The sequence below is a fragment of the Rhodococcus sp. MS16 genome (assembly GCF_013277795.1).
GTDB classification, from domain to species: Bacteria; Actinomycetota; Actinomycetes; order Mycobacteriales; family Mycobacteriaceae; genus Rhodococcus_F; species Rhodococcus_F globerula.
In genome coordinates this window covers 229,707-249,076 of record NZ_VBTM01000014.1, presented here as the reverse complement: position 1 = coordinate 249,076, position 19,370 = coordinate 229,707, and the positions used below count along the sequence as shown (strand labels likewise).

The 19,370-nt window shown below is 61.0% G+C and carries 19 protein-coding genes; 4 read left to right on the top strand and 15 right to left on the bottom strand.

The features are described from left to right. Nucleotides 1–23: 23 nt before the first annotated feature. Both FEZ60_RS26470 and sigE read right to left on the bottom strand, forming a co-directional pair. Nucleotides 24–359: an RNA polymerase subunit sigma-70 gene (locus FEZ60_RS26470; protein ID WP_172937440.1), complete on the bottom strand. Its 336-nt coding sequence runs from the start codon at nt 357–359 to the stop codon at nt 24–26. A 34-nt stretch (nt 360–393) separates the two neighbouring features. Further along, entirely contained in the window at nt 394–993 is a 600-nt protein-coding gene (gene sigE / locus FEZ60_RS26465; protein WP_033234434.1) for an RNA polymerase sigma factor SigE, read from the bottom strand. A 300-nt stretch (nt 994–1,293) separates the two neighbouring features. Between sigE and FEZ60_RS26460 the strand changes: the two genes are divergently transcribed. Beyond that, entirely contained in the window at nt 1,294–1,929 is a 636-nt protein-coding gene (locus FEZ60_RS26460) for an O-methyltransferase (RefSeq protein ID WP_045069498.1), read from the top strand. Between the two features lie 7 nt (nt 1,930–1,936). On the opposite strand, the gene glgC is transcribed toward FEZ60_RS26460, so the two are convergent. Continuing rightward, the gene (gene glgC / locus FEZ60_RS26455; RefSeq protein ID WP_033234436.1) at nt 1,937–3,151 is read right to left on the bottom strand and encodes a glucose-1-phosphate adenylyltransferase; all 1,215 of its coding nucleotides are present in this window, start codon (nt 3,149–3,151) and stop codon (nt 1,937–1,939) included. 109 nt (nt 3,152–3,260) lie between these two features. Between glgC and glgA the strand changes: the two genes are divergently transcribed. Continuing rightward, entirely contained in the window at nt 3,261–4,436 is a 1,176-nt protein-coding gene (gene glgA / locus FEZ60_RS26450) for a glycogen synthase (protein WP_172937439.1), read from the top strand. Here the strand turns inward: glgA and FEZ60_RS26445 are convergent. From FEZ60_RS26445 to dapE, 10 genes are all read right to left on the bottom strand, one after another. Next, nucleotides 4,420–5,289, bottom strand: coding sequence for a putative RNA methyltransferase (locus FEZ60_RS26445; RefSeq protein ID WP_095888538.1), 870 nt, complete (start codon nt 5,287–5,289; stop codon nt 4,420–4,422). The genes glgA and FEZ60_RS26445 overlap by 17 nt on opposite strands. A gap of 110 nt (nt 5,290–5,399) precedes the next feature. Then, a complete protein-coding gene (locus FEZ60_RS26440; RefSeq protein ID WP_003945169.1) occupies nt 5,400–5,567 on the bottom strand; it encodes a DUF3117 domain-containing protein in 168 nt (55 codons plus the stop codon). 149 nt (nt 5,568–5,716) lie between these two features. Then, the gene (locus FEZ60_RS26435; protein WP_095888537.1) at nt 5,717–6,289 is read right to left on the bottom strand and encodes a DNA-3-methyladenine glycosylase I; all 573 of its coding nucleotides are present in this window, start codon (nt 6,287–6,289) and stop codon (nt 5,717–5,719) included. Further along, the gene (locus FEZ60_RS26430; RefSeq protein ID WP_172937438.1) at nt 6,282–6,650 is read right to left on the bottom strand and encodes a DivIVA domain-containing protein; all 369 of its coding nucleotides are present in this window, start codon (nt 6,648–6,650) and stop codon (nt 6,282–6,284) included. The genes FEZ60_RS26435 and FEZ60_RS26430 overlap by 8 nt, the downstream gene beginning before the upstream one ends. A gap of 32 nt (nt 6,651–6,682) precedes the next feature. Further along, nucleotides 6,683–7,624, bottom strand: coding sequence for a glucosyl-3-phosphoglycerate synthase (locus tag FEZ60_RS26425; RefSeq protein WP_033234441.1), 942 nt, complete (start codon nt 7,622–7,624; stop codon nt 6,683–6,685). Then, on the bottom strand, nt 7,621–8,520 hold the full coding sequence (gene folP, locus FEZ60_RS26420) for a dihydropteroate synthase (protein WP_051730498.1): 900 nt from the start codon (nt 8,518–8,520) through the stop codon (nt 7,621–7,623). The genes FEZ60_RS26425 and folP overlap by 4 nt, the downstream gene beginning before the upstream one ends. 30 nt (nt 8,521–8,550) lie before the next feature. Then, nucleotides 8,551–10,323 (bottom strand): long-chain-acyl-CoA synthetase, encoded by a 1,773-nt coding sequence (locus FEZ60_RS26415; protein WP_033234442.1) that lies wholly within the window; start codon nt 10,321–10,323, stop codon nt 8,551–8,553. An 85-nt stretch (nt 10,324–10,408) separates the two neighbouring features. Then, the gene (locus FEZ60_RS26410; protein WP_033234443.1) at nt 10,409–10,966 is read right to left on the bottom strand and encodes a TIGR00730 family Rossman fold protein; all 558 of its coding nucleotides are present in this window, start codon (nt 10,964–10,966) and stop codon (nt 10,409–10,411) included. Beyond that, a complete protein-coding gene (locus FEZ60_RS26405) occupies nt 10,960–11,763 on the bottom strand; it encodes a TIGR00730 family Rossman fold protein (RefSeq protein ID WP_033234444.1) in 804 nt (267 codons plus the stop codon). Before FEZ60_RS26405 ends, FEZ60_RS26410 begins: the two co-directional genes overlap by 7 nt. A 17-nt stretch (nt 11,764–11,780) precedes the next feature. Further along, a complete protein-coding gene (gene dapE / locus FEZ60_RS26400; RefSeq protein ID WP_230590146.1) occupies nt 11,781–12,851 on the bottom strand; it encodes a succinyl-diaminopimelate desuccinylase in 1,071 nt (356 codons plus the stop codon). Between the two features lie 49 nt (nt 12,852–12,900). Between dapE and dapD the strand changes: the two genes are divergently transcribed. Together dapD and FEZ60_RS26390 are read left to right on the top strand one after the other, a co-directional pair. Continuing rightward, nucleotides 12,901–13,854: a 2,3,4,5-tetrahydropyridine-2,6-dicarboxylate N-succinyltransferase gene (dapD, locus tag FEZ60_RS26395; RefSeq protein ID WP_033234446.1), complete on the top strand. Its 954-nt coding sequence runs from the start codon at nt 12,901–12,903 to the stop codon at nt 13,852–13,854. After that, nucleotides 13,854–15,266 (top strand): amino acid permease, encoded by a 1,413-nt coding sequence (locus FEZ60_RS26390; protein WP_172937437.1) that lies wholly within the window; start codon nt 13,854–13,856, stop codon nt 15,264–15,266. Before dapD ends, FEZ60_RS26390 begins: the two co-directional genes overlap by 1 nt. A 22-nt stretch (nt 15,267–15,288) precedes the next feature. On the opposite strand, the gene FEZ60_RS26385 is transcribed toward FEZ60_RS26390, so the two are convergent. Both FEZ60_RS26385 and FEZ60_RS26380 read right to left on the bottom strand, forming a co-directional pair. Beyond that, nucleotides 15,289–16,128, bottom strand: a complete 840-nt coding sequence (locus FEZ60_RS26385) for a hypothetical protein (protein ID WP_172937436.1) — start codon at nt 16,126–16,128, stop codon at nt 15,289–15,291. Next, a complete protein-coding gene (locus FEZ60_RS26380) occupies nt 16,125–19,346 on the bottom strand; it encodes a hypothetical protein (protein WP_202026520.1) in 3,222 nt (1,073 codons plus the stop codon). Before FEZ60_RS26380 ends, FEZ60_RS26385 begins: the two co-directional genes overlap by 4 nt. Nucleotides 19,347–19,370 lie beyond the last annotated feature (24 nt).

The window sequence follows — 19,370 nt, the reverse complement described above, 5'->3', positions numbered from 1 at the left end:
GCTGACTGGGCCGAAAGGACAGGTCATTTACGCCAGCGGCGTGAAAGGCGTTTGCCGATAGCGCCGAAACCGGCGTCCGATCCCGGTGAGGTATCGGCAGTATTGGTGGTGCAGGTCGGAATTGCGCTGAGCAGTCCGACAAGCGACAGTGGCATCGTCATCTCGCCGCTCCGCCGGAGCGCACCACGGGCCTGTTGCTGTGCATCGACTGCAGCCGCGCATTCAGCACACAGGGAGATGTGGTGTGAGGCCCGAAGGTAGGCCTGCATGCGAAGTTCTCCGTCGACGTAGGCGGCAATTGCCTCACTTGCCAGGTGTTCGGTCGAACCGAACTGGCGGGGTGCCCGCGCCTCCGTCATTCGTCCCTCCAGATGATTGACCAACGTTCCCCCGTCAGACGCCGACACGTTCGGAATCACCGGCGCGTTGTGCTGCTGCCAGATGATCGCGAATCGCTTGTCGTCCACGGTGGATACGGCTCCGAACCGTTCCGAGCTTGACTCCCAGTGTGGCACCGATTTCTTCGTACGACAGACCTTCGATGTCACACAGCACAACAGCGGCCCGGAAATCCGGTGCCAAGGAGTCCAGTGCGGCCTGAAGATCGGCGTCGAGACGGGCGTCGTGGTAAATCTGCTCGGGGTCCGGACCGGCCGACGGTACGCGGTCGTAGTCCTCCGGGAGCGCTTCCATGCGGATGCGGTTGCGTCGGCGAACCATGTCGAGGAACAGGTTGGTCGTGATGCGGTGCAGCCAGCCTTCGAACGTGCCCGGCTGGTAGTCGGAGAGGGAACGGAACACACGAATGAACGTGTCCTGGGTCAGATCTTCTGCGTCCTGCGCGTCGCCTGACAGGCGGTACGCAAGGCGGTACACGCGGTCACCGTGTTGGCGGACGAGTTCGTCCCACGACGGCATGGCCGACTTCTCACCCGTTGCGTCGAAAACAGCAGTACCGATCAATTCGGAATCCACAGCCGATTCCGTCGTCATTACTTCCGACTCTCGAGGGCGAGGCTCGTCGTTGATCTGGAAAATAAGTGGATCCTCCTGGTCTTTTCGCACCGCGCGGTCAGCTAACGTGATGATTCGAACAACCGAACACCGAGGTGTTTTGTTCCCGGATCACCTTTGATCAGCTCATCCATCGCCGCCGGATGTTCCGTGCACTTCCGGCGATGTACATACCCTCTCGTACCGCGGTGTGCATGCCATATGAAGAGGCTGAGGGATTCCTGAGAATCTGTCAGGGTGCGCGCCTTGCAGCGTCAATGCGACCGGCCCGATAACCTCATGAGCGTGACCCACGCCGAACAGATACTCCGCCACGTCGAGGACGTTGTTTCCGAGGACGAGATTTTTACCGCGGCGCGGGACCGAGCGTTGGACCTCGGCACCGCACCCGTGACGCCCGCAGTCGGCGCGACACTGGCGATGTTCGCCCGCATGCTCGGCGCGAGGACGGCGGTCGAGGTCGGTACAGGAGCCGGTGTGAGCAGCCTGTGGTTGCTGCACGGTATGCGCGACGACGGTGTCCTGACCACTATCGACAGCGAGCCCGAGCATCAGCGCGCAGCCAAATTGACGTTCCGTGAAAGTGGAATCGCTCCCGCTCGCACCCGGTTGATCAACGGCAATGCACTCGACGTGTTGCCGCGCCTCGCCGACGGTGGATACGACTTGGTCTTCGTCGATTGCACCCCGGTCGATCAGCCGCACTACGTGCGTGAAGGTATCCGGTTGCTGCGTCCGGGCGGTGTGATCGTGCTGCACGACGCTCTTGCGGGTGGTCGCGTCGCCGACCCGTCGGCCCGTGATGCCACGACGGTGGCCGTCCGCGAAGCCGCCAAGGCCATCGCGGACGACAAGCGTCTGGTTCGGGTGTTGCTTCCGCTCGGTGAAGGACTGCTCTGCGCCAGCAAGATCTAGCCTCTAGCTAGATCCAGACACCCTTACCGATTGCGACGACTCCACCGGAGCTGATCGCAAATCGTTCGCGGTCTCGTTCGAGGTCGACGCCGATGATTTCGCCGTCACCGACAACAACGTTCTTGTCGAGGATGGCTCGGCGCACGACTGCTCCCTTACCGATGCGCACTCCTGGCATCAGGACGCTTCCTTCGACGGTGGCGCCGTCCTCGATCATCACGTTCGAGCTGAGAACCGAGTTGCGCACCGTGGCGGCGGACAGGATCGATCCGGCGCCGACTATCGACTCCTGAGCGAGGCCGCCCTTCACGAACTTGGCCGGTGCCAGGTTCTCGGTGGCGCCGCGGATGGGCCAGCGGCGGTTGTACAGGTTGAAGATGGGGTGGACGGAGACGAGGTCCATGTGTGCGTCGTAGAAGGCGTCGAGGGTACCGACGTCGCGCCAGTAGCCGCGGTCGCGGTCGGTTGCTCCTGGAACGACGTTGTCCTTGAAGTCGTATACCGAGGCTTCGCCGGCTGCGACGAGGGCGGGGATGATGTCGCCGCCCATGTCGTGATCGGAATCGGAGTTCTCGGAGTCTGCGCGGATGGCGTCGACCAATACCTTCGTGGTGAACACGTAGTTACCCATGGAGGCAAAGGTGGAATTGGGGTCGTCGGGGGTGCCGGGCGGATGAGCCGGCTTCTCGAGGAACTGCGTGATGCGCCCCGACTCGTCGCTGTCGATGCAACCGAAGGCAAACGCCTCACTGCGCGGCACCCGGATACCGGCGACGGTCACTCCCGCACCGGAGTCGATGTGGTGCTGCACCATCTGCTCGGGGTCCATGCGGTACACGTGGTCGGCGCCGAACACCACGATGTACTCGGGGTCTTCGTCGTAAACGAGGTTGAGCGACTGCAGGATTGCGTCGGCGCTGCCGGTGTACCAGCGCGGCCCGAGTCGCTGCTGCGCCGGGACCGGGGTGATGTACTCACCCGCAAACCCGGACAACCGCCACGTCTGCGATATATGTCGGTCGAGTGAATGCGACTTGTATTGCGTGAGCACACAGAGACGCAGATAGCCCGCGTTCACCAGGTTGCTCAACACGAAGTCGATCAGTCGATAGGCGCCGCCGAACGGCACCGCTGGTTTAGCTCTATCCGCCGTCAGCGGATAGAGACGTTTGCCCTCGCCCCCGGCGAGCACGATTCCAAGCACATGCGGCTGGCTTCTCACACGCTTAACCTATCCGCACTCCGGTAGTCCCGCTAGCGAAGCGGTCCGCGACACTCTCGAAGTGCGCCGGCCGGTAGCCGGATCGACCACGGGCGGTTAGGTTTAGCCGGTGCGAGTCGCGATGATGACCAAGGAATACCCACCGGAGATCTACGGCGGTGCAGGCGTGCACGTCACCGAGCTGGTCGCTCAGTTGAAACGGCTCGTCGACGTCGACGTTCACTGCATGGGAGCGCCGCGCGACGACGCGATCGTCCACTCCCCCGATCCCGCGTTGGACGGCGCCAACCCCGCGTTGACAACGCTGTCCACCGAGCTTCGGATGGCTGCGGCCGCAAGCGGTGTCGATATTGTCCATTCCCATACCTGGTACACCGGACTGGCCGGGCATCTGGCGTCGGCGCTCTACGACGTCCCCCACATTCTGACCGCGCATTCGCTCGAACCCCGGCGTCCGTGGAAGGCCGAGCAGTTGGGCGGCGGCTACCGCGTCTCGTCGTGGTCCGAGCGCACGGCCGTGGAGCATGCCGACGCTGTCATCGCGGTCAGTGCCGGGATGCGCGCCGACGTCCTCGACGCGTACCCGTCGCTCGATCCGAGCCGTATCCATGTGGTTCGCAACGGGATCGACACGAGTGTGTGGCATCCCGGTCCGGCCGGAACCGGCGAAGCGTCTGCGTTGACGGCGATCGGCGTCGATGTCAGCCAACCGATCGTGGCGTTCGTCGGCCGCATCACACGTCAGAAGGGCGTCGGCCACCTGATCGCGGCGGCACACGATTTCGACCCGTCCATCCAGCTTGTCCTGTGTGCTGGCGCTCCCGATACACCGGAAATAGCGGCCGAGACGGAGCAGGCAGTAGCGGCCCTCGCCGCGCACCGCGGCAACGTGTTCTGGGTTCGCGAGATGCTGCCCACCGAACAGATCCGCGAAATACTTTCGGCCGCAACAGTCTTCGTTTGCCCGTCGATGTACGAGCCGTTGGGGATCGTCAACCTCGAAGCCATGGCCTGCGAAACCGCTGTTGTCGCTTCGGATGTGGGCGGAATCCCCGAGGTGGTCGACGACGGCGTGACCGGGCGACTCGTCCACTACAACGCGTACGAGCCTGCTGCCTTCGAGGAATCCTTGGCCGCGACGGTCAACGAGGTTGTTGCCGACAAAACGGGTGCCGACGCGATGGGGCGGGCCGGCCGGGTCCGCGCGATCGAGCATTTCTCGTGGGCCGAGATCGCCAGACAAACCATCGACGTCTACGACGACGCGATCAGACGCCGTGGTTGACCTTGCGGTAACTGGAGATCGTCGCAGACGCGGTGATCGGTGTGAGTTCGGGCAGTTCCGCTACCGAGGCTTCGAGTTGCTGCGCCGTAAGATGCCGCGCGGAAGGCCCCATGCCCACCAGATCGAGAACCTCGTCGTGCGTGAGGTGCATGGTGAACTCGACGCCCTCGGAGTGTTCACGCTCGAACAGTCCGGCCATGGACGATCCGAGCCGTTCCACTTTCTTGTCGTCGACGCGAACCATGCCGAGCAACTCGATCAGCTCACGCAGATGCCTGTCCGTGGGCGTCAGAACCACGAGAACGCCCTCGTCGGCCAGAACGCGGTGGGACTGCTCACCGTTGCGCGGAGCGAACACACAGAGCACGTGAGAGAGCACGCCGTCACGAATCGGCAGGGGCTGCCACACGTCCGCGACGATCGACCCGATTCTGTCGTGGACCTTGGCTGCTCGCCGGGCCGCGAATTTCGAGACGTCGAGGGCAATTCCCCGAGAATCCGGGAGTCCGCTGATCACATGCTCGAGATATTGTCCTGTGCCGGAACCGATTTCGACAATCCGCGCCGGGTCGACACCCCCTGAGCGAGCACACGCCGCCGTAACCGCTTCCATCAGCGGATCAAAATGCCCACTACCGAGCAGCCTGGATCTGGCCGCAATCATCTCGGCGCTGTCGCCGGTGAATTTGGTGGACCCACCGCTGATCAGGGAAACGTAGCCCTGCCTGGCGATGTCGAATCGGTGGCCTCGGGCACATTCGAGGGCGCGGTCGATCAGATCGAGTTCAAGACTGCACTGCTGGTCCACATAGCACTGCGGGCACGCCAGCAGATCGATCACTTCGGCAAGCACACAACTGCCCTTCCGGCTCGACTCGTACACGCGCCCAGACCAACACACACTTCAGGCCCCGCACCGAAGATCGGTTGCGGAGCCTGGGTGCATTTCCTACCTGGACCCGACTAGCTGGTGACGTTTGTAAGTTCCACACCCAGCGCAGCAGCTTCATCCGGGGTCAGCTCGACGACAAGGCGTCCGCCACCCTCGAGTGGAACCCGCATGACGATTCCTCGTCCCTCTTTGGTTGCTTCGAGGGGACCGTCCCCGGTCCGGGGCTTCATGGCCGCCATCCTCTGCTCCCTCCAGATCTGCGCTGCACTTCACTGCGCGTCGACAAAACGGTGCGCCCCGCCAACGATCAGCGAGGCTCGTAGCCTCCATTGTTCCCTATCCGCCCCCGAACCGGGAATCTGAGTCACATTTACGCGTGTCCGCACTACTACGGCACTACCGGTGGAACCCAACATTCGGCAATGTGATCGTCAACCATTCCGGTGGCCTGCATGAGCGCATATGCCGTGGTAGGGCCGATAAACTTGAAGCCAAGCCGTTTGAGTTCCTTGGCCATGGCGGTTGATTCTTCGGTGATAGCGGGAACGTCTGCAATTGAAGCGAGTCGTGCGGTGCGGCGGGGCGGTGCAAACGACCAGAGCAACGCATCGAGATCCAATTCCGGTGAATTCACGAGAACTCGCGCATTGGAAATTGTTGCCTCGATTTTGGCCCGATTGCGAATTATCGAGGAATCCGCGAGCAAGCGGTCAACGTCCGCTTGGCCGTATTCGGCGACTTTCCCGGGAACAAATCCGTCGAACGCCGATCGGAAAGCCTCACGCTTTCGCAAAATCGTGATCCACGACAATCCTGATTGAAATGCTTCGAGTGCGAGTCGCTCGAACAGGGCGTCACGACCGTGGAGGGGTTGCCCCCATTCCTGGTCGTGGTAATCGCGGTACAGCGTGTCTCCAGGTGATTCGATCACCCAGTCGCAGCGAACAATTCCGTCAGACATCGTCCGGGCGCTCACTCACGGTCGCCGCCGCCGAGTCACTCACGGCCGCCACCTCCTGGTCCTCCACTTCTGGGGCAGCATCCGATCTTGCTTCCAATTGCGCACGGAGAGAGTCGATTTCCATCCCGAGCCGGTGCAGGGCCCAATCCACTTCACTGGCCTTGTACCCGCGCAGAACCTGCTGAAATCGTAATGCGTCGACGTCGGCGCTTGTCACACCTTCCGCGGGAAGCACAGCCGCTGTGGTGCCGGGAGGAAGCGGCGGCAGTTCTTCCGAGCGCCCGAATACTGCACTCGCGGCAAGGAAAATCATCCCGCCGACAAGCGCCATGACAATCAGGTACAGGAGGATCGTCAACATGCCCCGATACTCCCATACACGTTCCGCTGCGGTCAGACCCCCGCGCTGCGGATAATCGAATTCATCGGCGGTCGGTCGAGCAACGACACCTCGGTGGTAGCCGGTGCAAACGAATCACCGTCGACCAGGAACTGCGTCAATCCGGCGCCGGAATCCTCGATGCCACAGCGCCGCAGCATCGTCCCGATGATCTGCCGACTCATCACGCCCAGATCGGCAAGCGGCCGATTGCGATGTTTCCGGACACCGAGATTGACCTGACCGATCGCGCTGAGCCCCAGGGTGTCGTATGTATCGAGCAACAGCCCGATCTCGACTCCGTAGCCGGGTGCGAACGGCACGGCGGAGAGCAGCTCCCGGGTTCCGGCGTACTCACCGCCCAGTGGTTGCAGAACGGCCGTGAGTTCTGGTCGCAAGGCAGCCAGCATCGGCCGCGCCACCAACTCGGTGACCCGCCCACCACCGTTGGCGTCTTCTGTCCCGCTGACGCGCAACGGACGCCGGTAATACCCCTTCACCAGGTGAATACCGTCGACGGTGAGCAATGGACCCAACAGCTTCGGAACAAACGCCGGGTCCGGATTGATGAGATCGGAATCCACGAACGCGATCAGATCACCCGTGGTGGCCGCGATGGAACGCCACAGGACTTCGCCTTTGCCGGCGGCGGGAGGGAGCGACGGCACCGCGGACTCGCGGCTGATCACCCGTGCGCCTGCGGCCCGTGCCCGCTTCGCGGTGCGGTCGGTAGACCCGGAATCTAGGACGACAAGTTCGTCCACCAACCCGCCGAGCAACGGATGAATGGTGTCGACCACCGATGCGACGGTCTCCTCCTCGTTGAGCGCCGGAAGCACCACGGAGACGGTGCGGCCTGCTTTGGCTCGCTCGAGTTCCTCGACCGTCCAACTGGGGTGATCCCAACTGTTGGCTTCGGACCACGTGCGCGTGGACCCAGTGCCGGTAATGCTCATGCCAGCCCCCGAACTGTTCGAACAGGGGCGCGTCGGCCCTGAATTGCCGCCACCATGTCGACCACGCGGCGCGTAGATGCCACCTCGTGCACCCGGAACACTCGGGCACCGCCCGCCGCGGCCATTGCTGTCGCTGCCAATGTTCCCTCCAGCCTCTCGGAAAGCTCTACCCCCAGAGTCTCCCCGATAAAGTCCTTATTGCTCAGCGCCATCAGCACTGGCCACCCGGTGTTTACAAGAATGTCCACTTTTCGCAACAACTCGAGCCCGTGAAAGGTGTTCTTGCCGAAGTCGTGGGTCGGATCGATCAGAATCGCATCGCGTGGCACGCCTAATGCAAGGGCTCGTTCGGCGGCGGTGACAACCTCGCTCACCACATCGGCAACCACATCGGTGTATCGGACGCGGTGCGGACGCGTCCGCGGCACCGCACCGCCGGTGTGTGAACACACGATGCCCGCACCGGTTTCAGCAGCGACCATCACCAATTCCGGATCGGCGCCGGCCCAGGTGTCGTTGATCAGATCGGCACCTTCCTTACGCGCGAGACGGGCGACGTCGCTGCGCCACGTGTCGATGCTGATCAACAAATCCGGGAACTTGTCCCGGATCGCCGCGACAAAGGGAATGACGCGCCTGACCTCCTCGTCGGTGTCGACCAGATCGCCGGGGCCGGCCTTCACTCCCCCGATATCGACCAGATCGGCGCCTTCGTCGACCGCCCGATCCACCGCAGCCATCGCGGCAGAATCCGAGAACGTCGCACCTTTGTCGTAGAACGAGTCGGGTGTTCGGTTGACGATCGCCATGACCAATGCACGGTCGACCGCGACCGGTCGACCGCACAGAGTGGGCGCCGGATCTGACTGCGCGGATGAACCGGCCAATGAAGACATGCCTTTCATACTGGCATGACGGAACGCGGTCTAGCCCTTGGGTACCGAGCCTGCGGCCACCTCGTCGACGTAACCGTCGTACGAATCGCTGTAGCCGCTCTCACGGCCGGCGAGGACGTGCAGGGTGTCTGCGCCGACGTCGTATCCGTCGTTGCGCAACTCCACCTTGCGCGATTTGAACGTGCTGGTGTGTTCGAGGGAGTCGACGATGCGAACGAACAGCGGCACGGCGTAGCTGGGGAGCTTTCCGTACAAATGGGTGGCGATGTCACCGCCGTCGAAGGAATGACCGTCGCGCAGGGTCACTGCTGCCATACCGGCCCGCCCGTCGGTACCCGGGATCTCGACGCCGTAGACAACGGCCTCTTCGATCACCGGATGTGAACTGAGCGCACCCTCGACCTCGGTGGTTGCGACGTTCTCACCCTTCCACCGGAATGTGTCACCGAGTCGATCGACAAAGGCCACATGGCTCCACCCCTGCTTGCGCACGAGGTCGCCGGTGTCGAACCAGGTGTCACCGTCCTTGAAACCACCCCGCACCAATTTGCTGTTGGTCGCGGCTTCATCGGTGTACCCGTCGAACGGAGCTCGGTCGGTGATTTTGGAAAGCAGTAGTCCAACGGACCCCGTCGAGACTTTGCGCAACCGTCCGTCCGGACCACGCAACGCCTTACCGGTTTCCTCGTCGAATTCGACGACGGCATGCGGCAACGGGCAGATTCCGGCCGTCCGATCGACGTTGAGCGCGTTCACAAAGGCGATATTGCATTCGCTTGCACCGTAGAACTCGGCGACTCGCGCAATACCGAAACGCTCCGTGAACTCCTTCCAGATTTCCGGCCGCAGCCCGTTTCCGACCATCAGTTGAACGGAATTGTCACGGTCGGTGGGCTTCTCGGGCTGATTGAGCAGGTACCGGCACAATTCTCCGATGTAGGTGAAGGCCGTGGCTTTGTTGAGCGCGATATCGTCCCAGAATCTCGACGCCGAGAACTGCCGGCCGATGGCAAGCGTCGCACCCGAAGCCAGCACCGAAGACAACGACACCGTCAAAGCATTGTTGTGATAGAGCGGCAAGCAGCAGTACAGCGTGTCGGACGGACGTAACCGGACACCCATGAGCCCGAGACCGGACATGGACTTGAGCCAGCGGAAGTGAGTCATCAAGCTGGCCTTGGGCATTCCGGTAGTACCCGAGGTGAAGATGTAGAACGCTTTTTCCTTCGCAAGAATCTGGGCCGTCACAGCCGGATTGGTTGCGTCGGCCGTTTTTGCCAGGTCGTCGAGCTCGCTGACCAGAAGTTGCGGCGGTCCGGTAAACCCTTCCGGCAATGATTCGAGCGCTTCTTCGCTCGCATCGGCGACAACGAGCACGCGTGCGCCGAGCAGCGTAAGACTGTGTGCAAGAACGTCATCACGCTGGTTGTAATTCAGCATTCCCGCTGCCGCACCGAGTTTGACGGCAGCCAAGGCGATCAGCAGCGATTCCGGAGTGTTCTTGCCGAGGATCGCCACGACGTCGCCGCGTTGGACGCCGCGCGTGCGCAACACGTCGGCATATCGGTTGACCTGCGCGTTGGCGTCGTCGTAACTTGTTGCATGGCCCTCGAACCGGATAAACGGACGAGTCGGATGTGCTGCGGCGTTCTGCTGGAGAATGAGTCCGATGGACATCGCGGCCGAAGGCTTGCGCAGCAGGCCGGACGCCCCCTTCAGGAGTATCGGCACCTCGGTGATCATCGACGGGAGTTTCACCGCCAGATCCAGCATGCCAACTTTGTCGCGTGCTTCCGAACTCATGTCTCCCCAATCACGTATCCGGCGACTCGACGGCCACCCCCGGGGCCACCTTACTCCACGGTAAGGTGGCCCGTCACGCACTTGGTCAGGAGTTCACACAAGCGTCGAGCGCAGCCTCGACATCAGTCCTGACCAGCAACGTATCCAAAGCTTTCCGGCCCACAAACCCCGTGCCGTCCAATTTGTCCAACCATTCGAGCAGTCCGGTGTAGTGCCCCACCGGATCAAGCAGGACCACAGGCTTGCTGTGCATCCCGAGGTAGCCGGCGGTCCACGTTTCGAACAACTCCTCCAACGTCCCGATACCGCCGGGCAAGGTGATGAACGCGTCCGCGTTGTCTTCCATCAACTGCTTGCGCTGACGCATCGTGTCGGTGACGATCAACTCGTCCGCGTCGACGTCCGCAACTTCCTTGTGCACCAACGCCTTCGGGATGACGCCGACGGTCCACGCGCCCGCAGCCCGAGCCGACTCCGCGACAGCACCCATCATCGAGACGTTGCCACCACCCGAAACCAACTGCCACCCACGTCGACCGATCGCGGTGCCCACCTCGGCGGCCAAAGCCAGGAACGACTCGTCCACCGGACCCGACGCACAGTAGACGCAGATCGAGTACTTCTTGTCGGAATCGGTCACCATTCTTCTTCTTTCCCCAGATCGGCGGCCTCGTCGACGCCTAGATTGGCTTCGGCGACTATCCGGACTGCTTCTTCCACACTGTCAGTGACGTGCAGCAGATTCACATCACCTTCGGAGATCTTTCCGTCATGCTCGAGTGTGTTTCGGATCCACTCGACCAATCCGGACCAGTACTCCGTGCCGAACAGGACAATCGGGAAGCGCGTGACCTTATGGGTCTGCACCAAAGTAAGAGCTTCGAACAATTCGTCCAGCGTTCCGAAGCCGCCAGGCAAGCAGATGAAAGCCTGCGAGTACTTCACGAACATCGTCTTGCGGGCAAAGAAGTACCGGAAGTTGATGCCGAGGTCGACCCACTCGTTGAGCCCCTGCTCGAACGGCAACTCGATGCCGAGTCCGATCGAGTAGCCACCGGCCTCGCTGCAACCGCGGTTGGCGGCTTCCATGACTCCCGGCCCACCACCGGTGATGACGGCGTACCCGGCTTCGGCCAACGCCGTTCCCAGCTCACGGCCGGCCTGGTATTCGGGATGATCGAGAGCGGTGCGTGCCGAACCGAACACGGTGACCGCACGAGGGACCTCAGCGAGCGCCCCGAAACCTTCGATGAATTCGCTCTGGATGCGCAGCACACGCCACGGATCGGTATGGACCCAGTCGGTGGGGCCGCGTTTGTCGAGCAGACGCTGGTCCGTGGTGGTTTTCTCATCCTTGCGTTTGCGTCGGAGTTGAACAGGACCGCGGTGCTTGATCGACGAACTGTGCTTCTTGGAGGCTGAATTCTTCTCTGGTGCCATGCACGCAAGGCTAACGCTCAGGCCGACAAATACTTCCTCAGCACGGCCGCGACGTCGGTGATCTGCTGCACCGGGACGTGCTCGTCACGCTTGTGCGCCAGGTTCGGATCGCCGGGGCCGTAATTCACCGCGGGAATGCCGAGAGCCGAGAATCTGGACACATCGGTCCAGCCGTACTTGGCCCGGAACTGTCCGCCCGCAGCCTCGATCAACGCGGCCGCCGACGGGTTCGCCAGGCCAGGCAGAGCGCCGGGCGACGAGTCCGTGATCTCGAATCCGAGATCCAAGCCGTCGAAGACTTCCCGCACGTGAGCCTCGGCCTGCGCCTCACTGCGATCGGGTGCGAACCGAAAGTTGACGTCCATCTCGGCTGCGTCCGGCACCACGTTCCCCGCGACGCCGCCGGAGATCCGCACGGCTGAGAGCCCCTCGCGGTAGACACAACCGTCGATATCCACCGAACGCGGCGAATAGGCCGACATCCGCTCCAACGCAGTACCGAACTTGTGAATCGCGTTGTCCCCCAACCAGGACCGGGCCGAATGCGCCCTGGTACCTGACGCGGTCAAGCGCACGCGCATCGTTCCCTGACACCCGGCCTCAATGAACCCGGCCGTCGGCTCGCCCAGAATCGCGACATCCGCCGCAAGCCATTGCGGGATCTCGCGTTCGATCCGTCCGAGGCCGTTGTAGGCGGCGGCGATTTCCTCGCAGTCGTAGAACACCAGCGTCAGGTCGTGGGCCAAATTCTCGATCGTCGCCGCGAGATGCAGGAACACTGCGTCGCCGGATTTCATGTCCACGGTGCCGCACCCGTGCAAGATGTCACCCTCACGACGAGACGGAACATTGTCCGCAATCGGAACTGTGTCGAGATGACCGGCAAGCATCACCCGACTCGGCAATCCGCGCGACGTCCGGGCCAGAACCGCATTGCCGTTGCGAATGATCTCGAAGCCGCTGGTCTGCTCGCGCAACGCAACCTCGACGGCGTCCGCGATAGCGGATTCGTCGTGGGAAACGCTGGGAATGTCGACCAGAGCGGCCGTCAGATCGATGGGGTCGGAGGCAAGATCGAGGATGCTCACGGCCACCAGCCTAAGCCCGCAGCCAGCGCACCCAGTAATCTCTAGTCCTGTGAGCGCACACGGAGCATCAGCAGTAGGTATCGCCAACGTGACCGCGGACGGTACCGTCCTCGACACCTGGTTCCCCGCACCGGAGCTGGGAACATTCGAGACGACCGGTACCGAGAACGTCGAGGGAACTGACATTCCTTCCGATCTCGCACTGCTGGCGGGAACCGACGAGGCACGCGAGGTTTCGCAGGTCATCGTCCGCACCACCATCGCTGACCTCTCCAAGGCTCCCGTCGACGCGTACGACGTCTACCTGCGCCTTCACCTGCTTTCCCACCGCCTCGTTGCGCCGCACGGCGTCAACCTCGACGGCCAGTTCGGCCTCCTCGCCAACGTTGTGTGGACCAACTTCGGGCCCTGCGCTGTCGAAGGCTTCGAGCAGGTCCGCTCGCGTCTGCGCATCCGCGGCGTTGTCACCGTCTTCAGCGTCGACAAGTTCCCCCGCATGGTCGACTACGTCGTCCCCTCGGGTGTCCGTATCGCCGACGCCGACCGTGTCCGCCTGGGCGCACACCTTGCCTCGGGCACCACTGTCATGCACGAAGGCTTCGTGAACTTCAACGCCGGCACACTCGGTAACTCCATGGTCGAAGGCCGCATCTCCGCAGGCGTTGTCGTCGACGACGGTTCCGATGTGGGTGGCGGCGCGTCCATCATGGGCACCCTGTCCGGTGGCGGCAAGGAAACGATCTCCGTCGGCAAGCGTTGCCTCCTCGGCGCCAACGCCGGACTCGGCATCTCCCTCGGGGACGACTGCGTCCTCGAAGCCGGTCTGTACGTCACCGCAGGCACCAAGGTCACCGGCCCCGACGGAACCGTCGTCAAGGCATTGGCTCTGAGCGGCAAGTCCAACCTGCTGTTCCGTCGCAACTCCGTTTCTGGTGCCGTCGAGGTCGTGCCGTGGAAGGGCACCGGCGTCGAATTGAATGCCGCACTTCACGCCAACGACTGATGAGTAATACCGACGCCCCCGAAGAAACGACCACCGCTCTCGGCCAGGGTCTCAAGGTCCGCCATCTGACGATGATGGGCCTGGGCTCGGCCATCGGCGCCGGCCTGTTTCTCGGAACGGGCGTCGGTATCGCGACGGCCGGTCCCGCGGTCCTACTGTCCTACATCATCGCGGGCGCCGTAGTCGTCTTCGTGATGCGAATGCTCGGCGAGATGGGTGCTGCGATTCCCGCCAGTGGTTCGTTCTCGCATTACGCGCGCCTCGGGATCGGCGAGTGGGCCGGTTTCGTGATGGGCTGGCTCTACTGGTTCATGCTCATCATGGTTCTGGGCGCCGAGATCACCGGGGCGTCCGCCATCGTCAACGAATGGCTGCCGTCGATACCGCAATGGATGATCGCGCTGGTCTTCGTGGTGTTCTTTGCCATCGTGAACCTGGCCAAGGTCAGTAACTTCGGCGAGTTCGAATTCTGGTTCGCGGCAATCAAAGTCACCGTCATCATCGGCTTCCTGATCATCGGTGTACTGCTGGTGTTCGGCCTGCTTCCCGATACTGACCCGGTGGGAACCTCGAACCTCTTCGGCCAGGGCGGGTTCATGCCCAACGGGTTCTCGGGTGTCGCTGCCGGCCTTCTTGTTGTTGCCTTCGCGTTCGGCGGTATCGAAATCGTCACCATCGCCGCGGCGGAATCGGAGAATCCGGAACGCTCCATCGCGCTCGCCGTCCGCAGCGTCGTCTGGCGTATCAGCGTCTTCTACATCGGCGCTATCTCGATCATGGTGTTGGTTCTGCCGTGGAACGATCCCGATCTCGAGACAAGTCCCTTTGTCTCCGTCCTCAATCTGGCCAACATCCCCGGTGTTGCCGGCTTCATGGAACTTGTTGTGGTTGTTGCCTTGCTGTCGGCTTTCAACGCCAACATCTACGGCACCTCACGCATGGCCTTCTCTCTGTCACGACGCGGCGACGGCCCCGCATTCATGGCCAAACTCTCGAGCACGGGAGTTCCGACCAATGCGGTATTGCTGTCCGTGTTCTTCGGCTTCGTCTCCGTCATGCTCAACTGGCTTCTGCCAGACGACCTCCTCGGCATCCTGCTCAATGCAGTCGGCGCCGCTTTGCTCGTCATCTGGATTTTCATCGTGATCTCCCACCTTCGGCTGCGGAAGCAACTCGAAGCCGAAGGCAAACTGACCATCCGCATGTGGCTGTTCCCGTACCTGAGTTACGCCACACTGGCGATGCTCGGAGCGTTTGTTGTCCTCATGCTGTTCGACGAAGACGCCCGGGATCAGTTGATCTCGACGGCAGTCCTTTTTGCGGTGATCGCCGCGCTTGGATACGCAAACTCGCGGTGGCGCAAGGATCAACATCAACCCGACTGTTCTCACAAGCGGAGATCCGCACGCTAGAGAATTCTTCGCACCCATCTGATCAACGAGATGGCCGGACAGTTTGACGGACTACATCCGCTCGGTCATGGACAGCTCCAAATCGCGAAGTCGCCACTTTCCAAGTCTCCTCCACTCTGAGGAGGAACTCATCGCCTGTAAGGTTAGTGGATGCCTGGACCGAGTAAGCCATCAGCAACGCCGCCGATGCGTTGCTCGCGCCGATGAGGCCGAGTCTGTCTAGAATTTCGACATACGGTACAGGCAATGAAATGGACTGAGCGACAATCTCCTCGACGCAGAAACCCTCTGTAGCAACACGTGTGTCTACATCTGCGCGCAGACGCTGAACACGGTTCGTCACATTACGAATCAGCCTCTTCTTGTTAGCTACAGAGAAGCGAACCTTGAGGTCGTCACATACGGCCTCGAATATCGACGCGGGTTCGATGGATGCCCGACTTTTCCACGCCTCGGTAAGTTCCGAATCTCGCCGCACAAGGTTGCTCACTACCACCAGTTGCAAAAGCGCATTTGTAAAGCAAACAGCCAAGGCTTCGGCCGCAGTTTGAAATGTCCTAGTGCCGGTCCAACTATCATAGAAGGCAGTTGCTTTCGGATTGTCTGTATGCTGCTTCGCCGTGCGCAGTAGATATACTGCGTTGTCAAACTCGACGACTTCACGCTTTCTCTCAATTGACAAGAGAAAGGCGACATCCCCGCGCATATTTTCGCGAAACAGCGTGTAGTACTCCGTAACCAAGGCATCAAAGTCAGCTACGGTCGGCCGTTTCGGGTTCAGATCGGGCGGCTTGTGGTATTCCAATTCCACACCGCAGCAGAGCAGCTTGTTTCTGGCGACTACGCTGAACGGATCGGTCATCGCTGCCGCTCATCTCGATACATATTACGTGGTTCGGCGACAGGTCCGCGTGTCAGTTTGAAACCAATAATGAAGGCTGGTAGTTGTTGGTTTCTTGCGAACTCCTGTGAGGCGGAAAATAGACGTGGCTCAAAAGCAACACTCGTTCCGAGTTCGTTTACCCAAACTTCGCCACGACGAGTATCCGCCCATTGAACCCGACCTGTGAAAATCCTTGGCACACCCGACGGTTCAGCTAGGAGTACTTGCGTGTTAATGCGTTTGGCGAGCTGCTGAGTCAGCCGGTTTACTTCCCGAAACGTGCCGGTCGCATCCGAATAGTAGCCTAGCGTGAACTGTACTAGTGCCTGTACGAAGAGCAGCTTGTATCGATCCGGCAGATCTGCGTCACTGAGTTCGACAGTTAGCTGCATCAAAGTTTGAAGGTCCACGTCTGAAAGATGGACCGGTACACGCTCACCACCCAGCAGCCGTTTTCCGGTGATTCTGCGCCACGTCAATTCCAGAAGCATCTGCGCGCAGCGCCAGTCAAGGCGTGTGATTAACGGCGCGCTCTGCAGGCGGTTGAGCGCGGCAACCTCCCCTGCAAGACCGCTCTCCGCTTCGAACTTCGCTAAGAAGTAGGTCGCCGCTGGGTCCGTATTGCTCTCCAAGCGGCTGAGATGCGCCCAAACCGCATCGTCATCACTCAGAAGTGTATTGAGTTCTGCGCCACGTCTATCTAATTTGGCCCGCTGCCGTTCGCTAATCGATTCCCGGTCGATTGAGTCAAGGGTAGCAACGGCGTTCGCGAGACGGTTAAGTCGATCACGCGGCGACAGCGCCTCAGTCCTGATCGCATCACGCGTCGACCACGCCAATACGTCGACGGGGTGCAAATTTCCTGGATCGATTGCCCTCGCCCGGAGAACTGCCGTAAGTATGTCGTCAAGGCGGCCTACAAGACCTGACGTTCTCGCGGGAGCGGAGTCCTTAGAAATCTCGTGCATTATTGCGCCCAGGGTCGAAGCCAGTTCGACAGTGAGCGATAGGCGCATCATGGCAGAGAACGTGCTGTCCGACAGAACCTCGTCAAGCAGATCACGGTTGTGCTCAAGGTCGGCAATGCGGTCATCAGACGTGCCGTCACCAACCTCATTTCGCCAATGGACATAACCCCGTGCAAAATTCGATTCTTGGAGAACCAAACGTGGGTGGACAGCACCCGTCTGCTCTCGTCGCACACACAACGCCTCAGATATCGCACCGTAGTAGGGCCTATACTGTGCGGCCTGCGCATTCGGACTGATTCGATCCAGCAATGAAACAACGAATTGAACCTCGTCGGCTGCGCCGCCGTGAACCTCGTGCACTCGAACGTTCCGTATCGCCTCAGTGATGACCTCGATCTCGACCTCAAGAGAGATCTCGTGGCGAGCGAGAAGTTCTGCCTCCAGGTGCGACCGAGCACTCAAGAAATATTCGCCATTATCGTCGTCAATATCGCGGATGATATCGAACGAATGAAGTGCATCCCGGATACTCTGCGAACCCTCCCGACCGAGTATGCGCAGTGCAAGGTCGATCGGAACCGGCACTCCGTGACGGCCAGCCACGAGCACCAACGTAGTCACTTTTTGGATCGAACTTCGCTCCCCAAAAGCCTGTTCCCTTAGGGGCTTGTCACCATCCGCGGTGCTGGGAAAGAGAGTGTCAAGTTGGAGCCCTGCTGCCTGGAGCGCTGCAGCCATAGTTGTAAGTCGGTCGCCGGGCGAAACATTCGCACCACGCTCACGAACGAGTACCTCCATCCCTACTTCTGCAGCACGCATCTCGTGAGCTAGACCCCTGCGGAGAGTGAAATGCGACTCAGGGAGGGCGTGGTACAGAAAGGCAAGGAAGCTAGTGTCCAACCGAAACTTGGGCGTTGGTACATCCACGTCAAAAGTCTTCAGAAGCGCTCGCAGTTGGGTCGATTCGCTTTCGGTGAGCTCCGCCGAAGCGTCGATTGGAATTGAGCTGTCAAACTTAGCGAGATACGCCGAACCAACTATCAAAACCTTGCGACCCCGACTGCGTAGCTGACGCCAAAGAGCGGAATACTCATCCGGGTGTACCATCCCGTCCCACACGAGCACTGTCGCTTTCGCGCCCCGCGCCTCCGCCCATGACGCGTAAGAGTCGATATCATCGAGTGTAGGCCTCGCGGTATGACGAGATTGGTGCAAAACGGCTAGGTTGCCTGTTCGCGCTAAATCCATTGCCAACGCTGCTAGAGCAACGCTCTTTCCTGTCGCGGTCTGTCCACGTACAACAATTGGCGGTGTGAGATCCCGTTCTTTCAATGCCTCGGCGACTTTGGCCGCCAAAACTCTCTCGAAGTCCCGACGAATATTCATACCTGCCGCGATACCACGCCATCGAGGCAGTCCTTCCGTAGCACCCGCGAAGCTGCGAAACTCGTGGTAACGCGCCGCTTGTGAGCTGAAAACCGGTGGCGTAAGTAACTCAAGATCGATTGGACGTGCCGACCTGCGGATCTGGTTCCATGTGTGAATATCGATCTGAACGAAACCATCACCGAGGGCAATAACGTGTTGTGCGCCACGGGTGGACCCTGTCGTGGCCACAGTTGAGATCGCACCCGCTTCAGCGAGCTCGGTAAAGGCCTCATCGAGCGACTCTCGATGCAACACCAACTGGCCAGCCTTCACGAGGCTCACGACAAACGGGTCGCCAGACCACACTGCTCCCGAAAAGAGATGAACCTGTTCGGGGCCGAGATCACGCAGACTCGGTATCAAGTCACTATTTGCAAGTCGATCGCCGGGGGTCCAGCCATCGATTACAATTACGCCCCTAGGCGTAACAGTCTCGCTAACTAGGCGTGACAATTCATGGATGCAGCGCATACGCGCGTCCGCTTCTTCGAGCGGATCTGACGGCGGCCGCTCACCTTCAGGTAGGTGTCGCCCGCCAAATAGATAGCGAATCTGCAAATCAGTCTGGCTACGCGACGGTGGGGATGACATTGCACCTACGGAGGTTGCCGTCCGCCACTCCGCCCGGAACTCGGCTGCAATTGCCTCATCGACTTGCGAAGTGTAGACGCCGCTCCAACTGTAGTTAATGCCGAGACTCTCAGGGTGCAACTCCGAGCTTTCACCGATAATCAGGAAAGCTGGCCCCTGGGCAAGTCGAGCCGCGAACTCCCTCAGATTGGGCACGGGCTCCGTCATCAGACTCCTCCACTCAGGTTTATT

Excerpts from the sequence above, each read along its gene's own strand:
- FEZ60_RS26470 (WP_172937440.1), bottom strand. The coding sequence starts at position 359 with ATGACGGAGGCGCGGGCACCCCGCCAGTTCGGTTCGACCGAACACCTG.
- sigE (WP_033234434.1), bottom strand. The coding sequence starts at position 993 with ATGACGACGGAATCGGCTGTGGATTCCGAATTGATCGGTACTGCTGTT.
- FEZ60_RS26460 (WP_045069498.1), top strand. The coding sequence starts at position 1,294 with ATGAGCGTGACCCACGCCGAACAGATACTCCGCCACGTCGAGGACGTT.
- FEZ60_RS26440 (WP_003945169.1), bottom strand. The coding sequence starts at position 5,567 with ATGGCGGCCATGAAGCCCCGGACCGGGGACGGTCCCCTCGAAGCAACC.
- FEZ60_RS26435 (WP_095888537.1), bottom strand. The coding sequence starts at position 6,289 with ATGTCTGACGGAATTGTTCGCTGCGACTGGGTGATCGAATCACCTGGA.
- FEZ60_RS26430 (WP_172937438.1), bottom strand. The coding sequence starts at position 6,650 with ATGTTGACGATCCTCCTGTACCTGATTGTCATGGCGCTTGTCGGCGGG.
- FEZ60_RS26425 (WP_033234441.1), bottom strand. The coding sequence starts at position 7,624 with ATGAGCATTACCGGCACTGGGTCCACGCGCACGTGGTCCGAAGCCAAC.
- folP (WP_051730498.1), bottom strand. The coding sequence starts at position 8,520 with ATGTCTTCATTGGCCGGTTCATCCGCGCAGTCAGATCCGGCGCCCACT.
- FEZ60_RS26415 (WP_033234442.1), bottom strand. The coding sequence starts at position 10,323 with ATGAGTTCGGAAGCACGCGACAAAGTTGGCATGCTGGATCTGGCGGTG.
- FEZ60_RS26410 (WP_033234443.1), bottom strand. The coding sequence starts at position 10,966 with ATGGTGACCGATTCCGACAAGAAGTACTCGATCTGCGTCTACTGTGCG.
- FEZ60_RS26405 (WP_033234444.1), bottom strand. The coding sequence starts at position 11,763 with ATGGCACCAGAGAAGAATTCAGCCTCCAAGAAGCACAGTTCGTCGATC.
- FEZ60_RS26390 (WP_172937437.1), top strand. The coding sequence starts at position 13,854 with ATGAGTAATACCGACGCCCCCGAAGAAACGACCACCGCTCTCGGCCAG.
- FEZ60_RS26385 (WP_172937436.1), bottom strand. The coding sequence starts at position 16,128 with ATGACCGATCCGTTCAGCGTAGTCGCCAGAAACAAGCTGCTCTGCTGC.
- FEZ60_RS26380 (WP_202026520.1), bottom strand. The coding sequence starts at position 19,346 with ATGACGGAGCCCGTGCCCAATCTGAGGGAGTTCGCGGCTCGACTTGCC.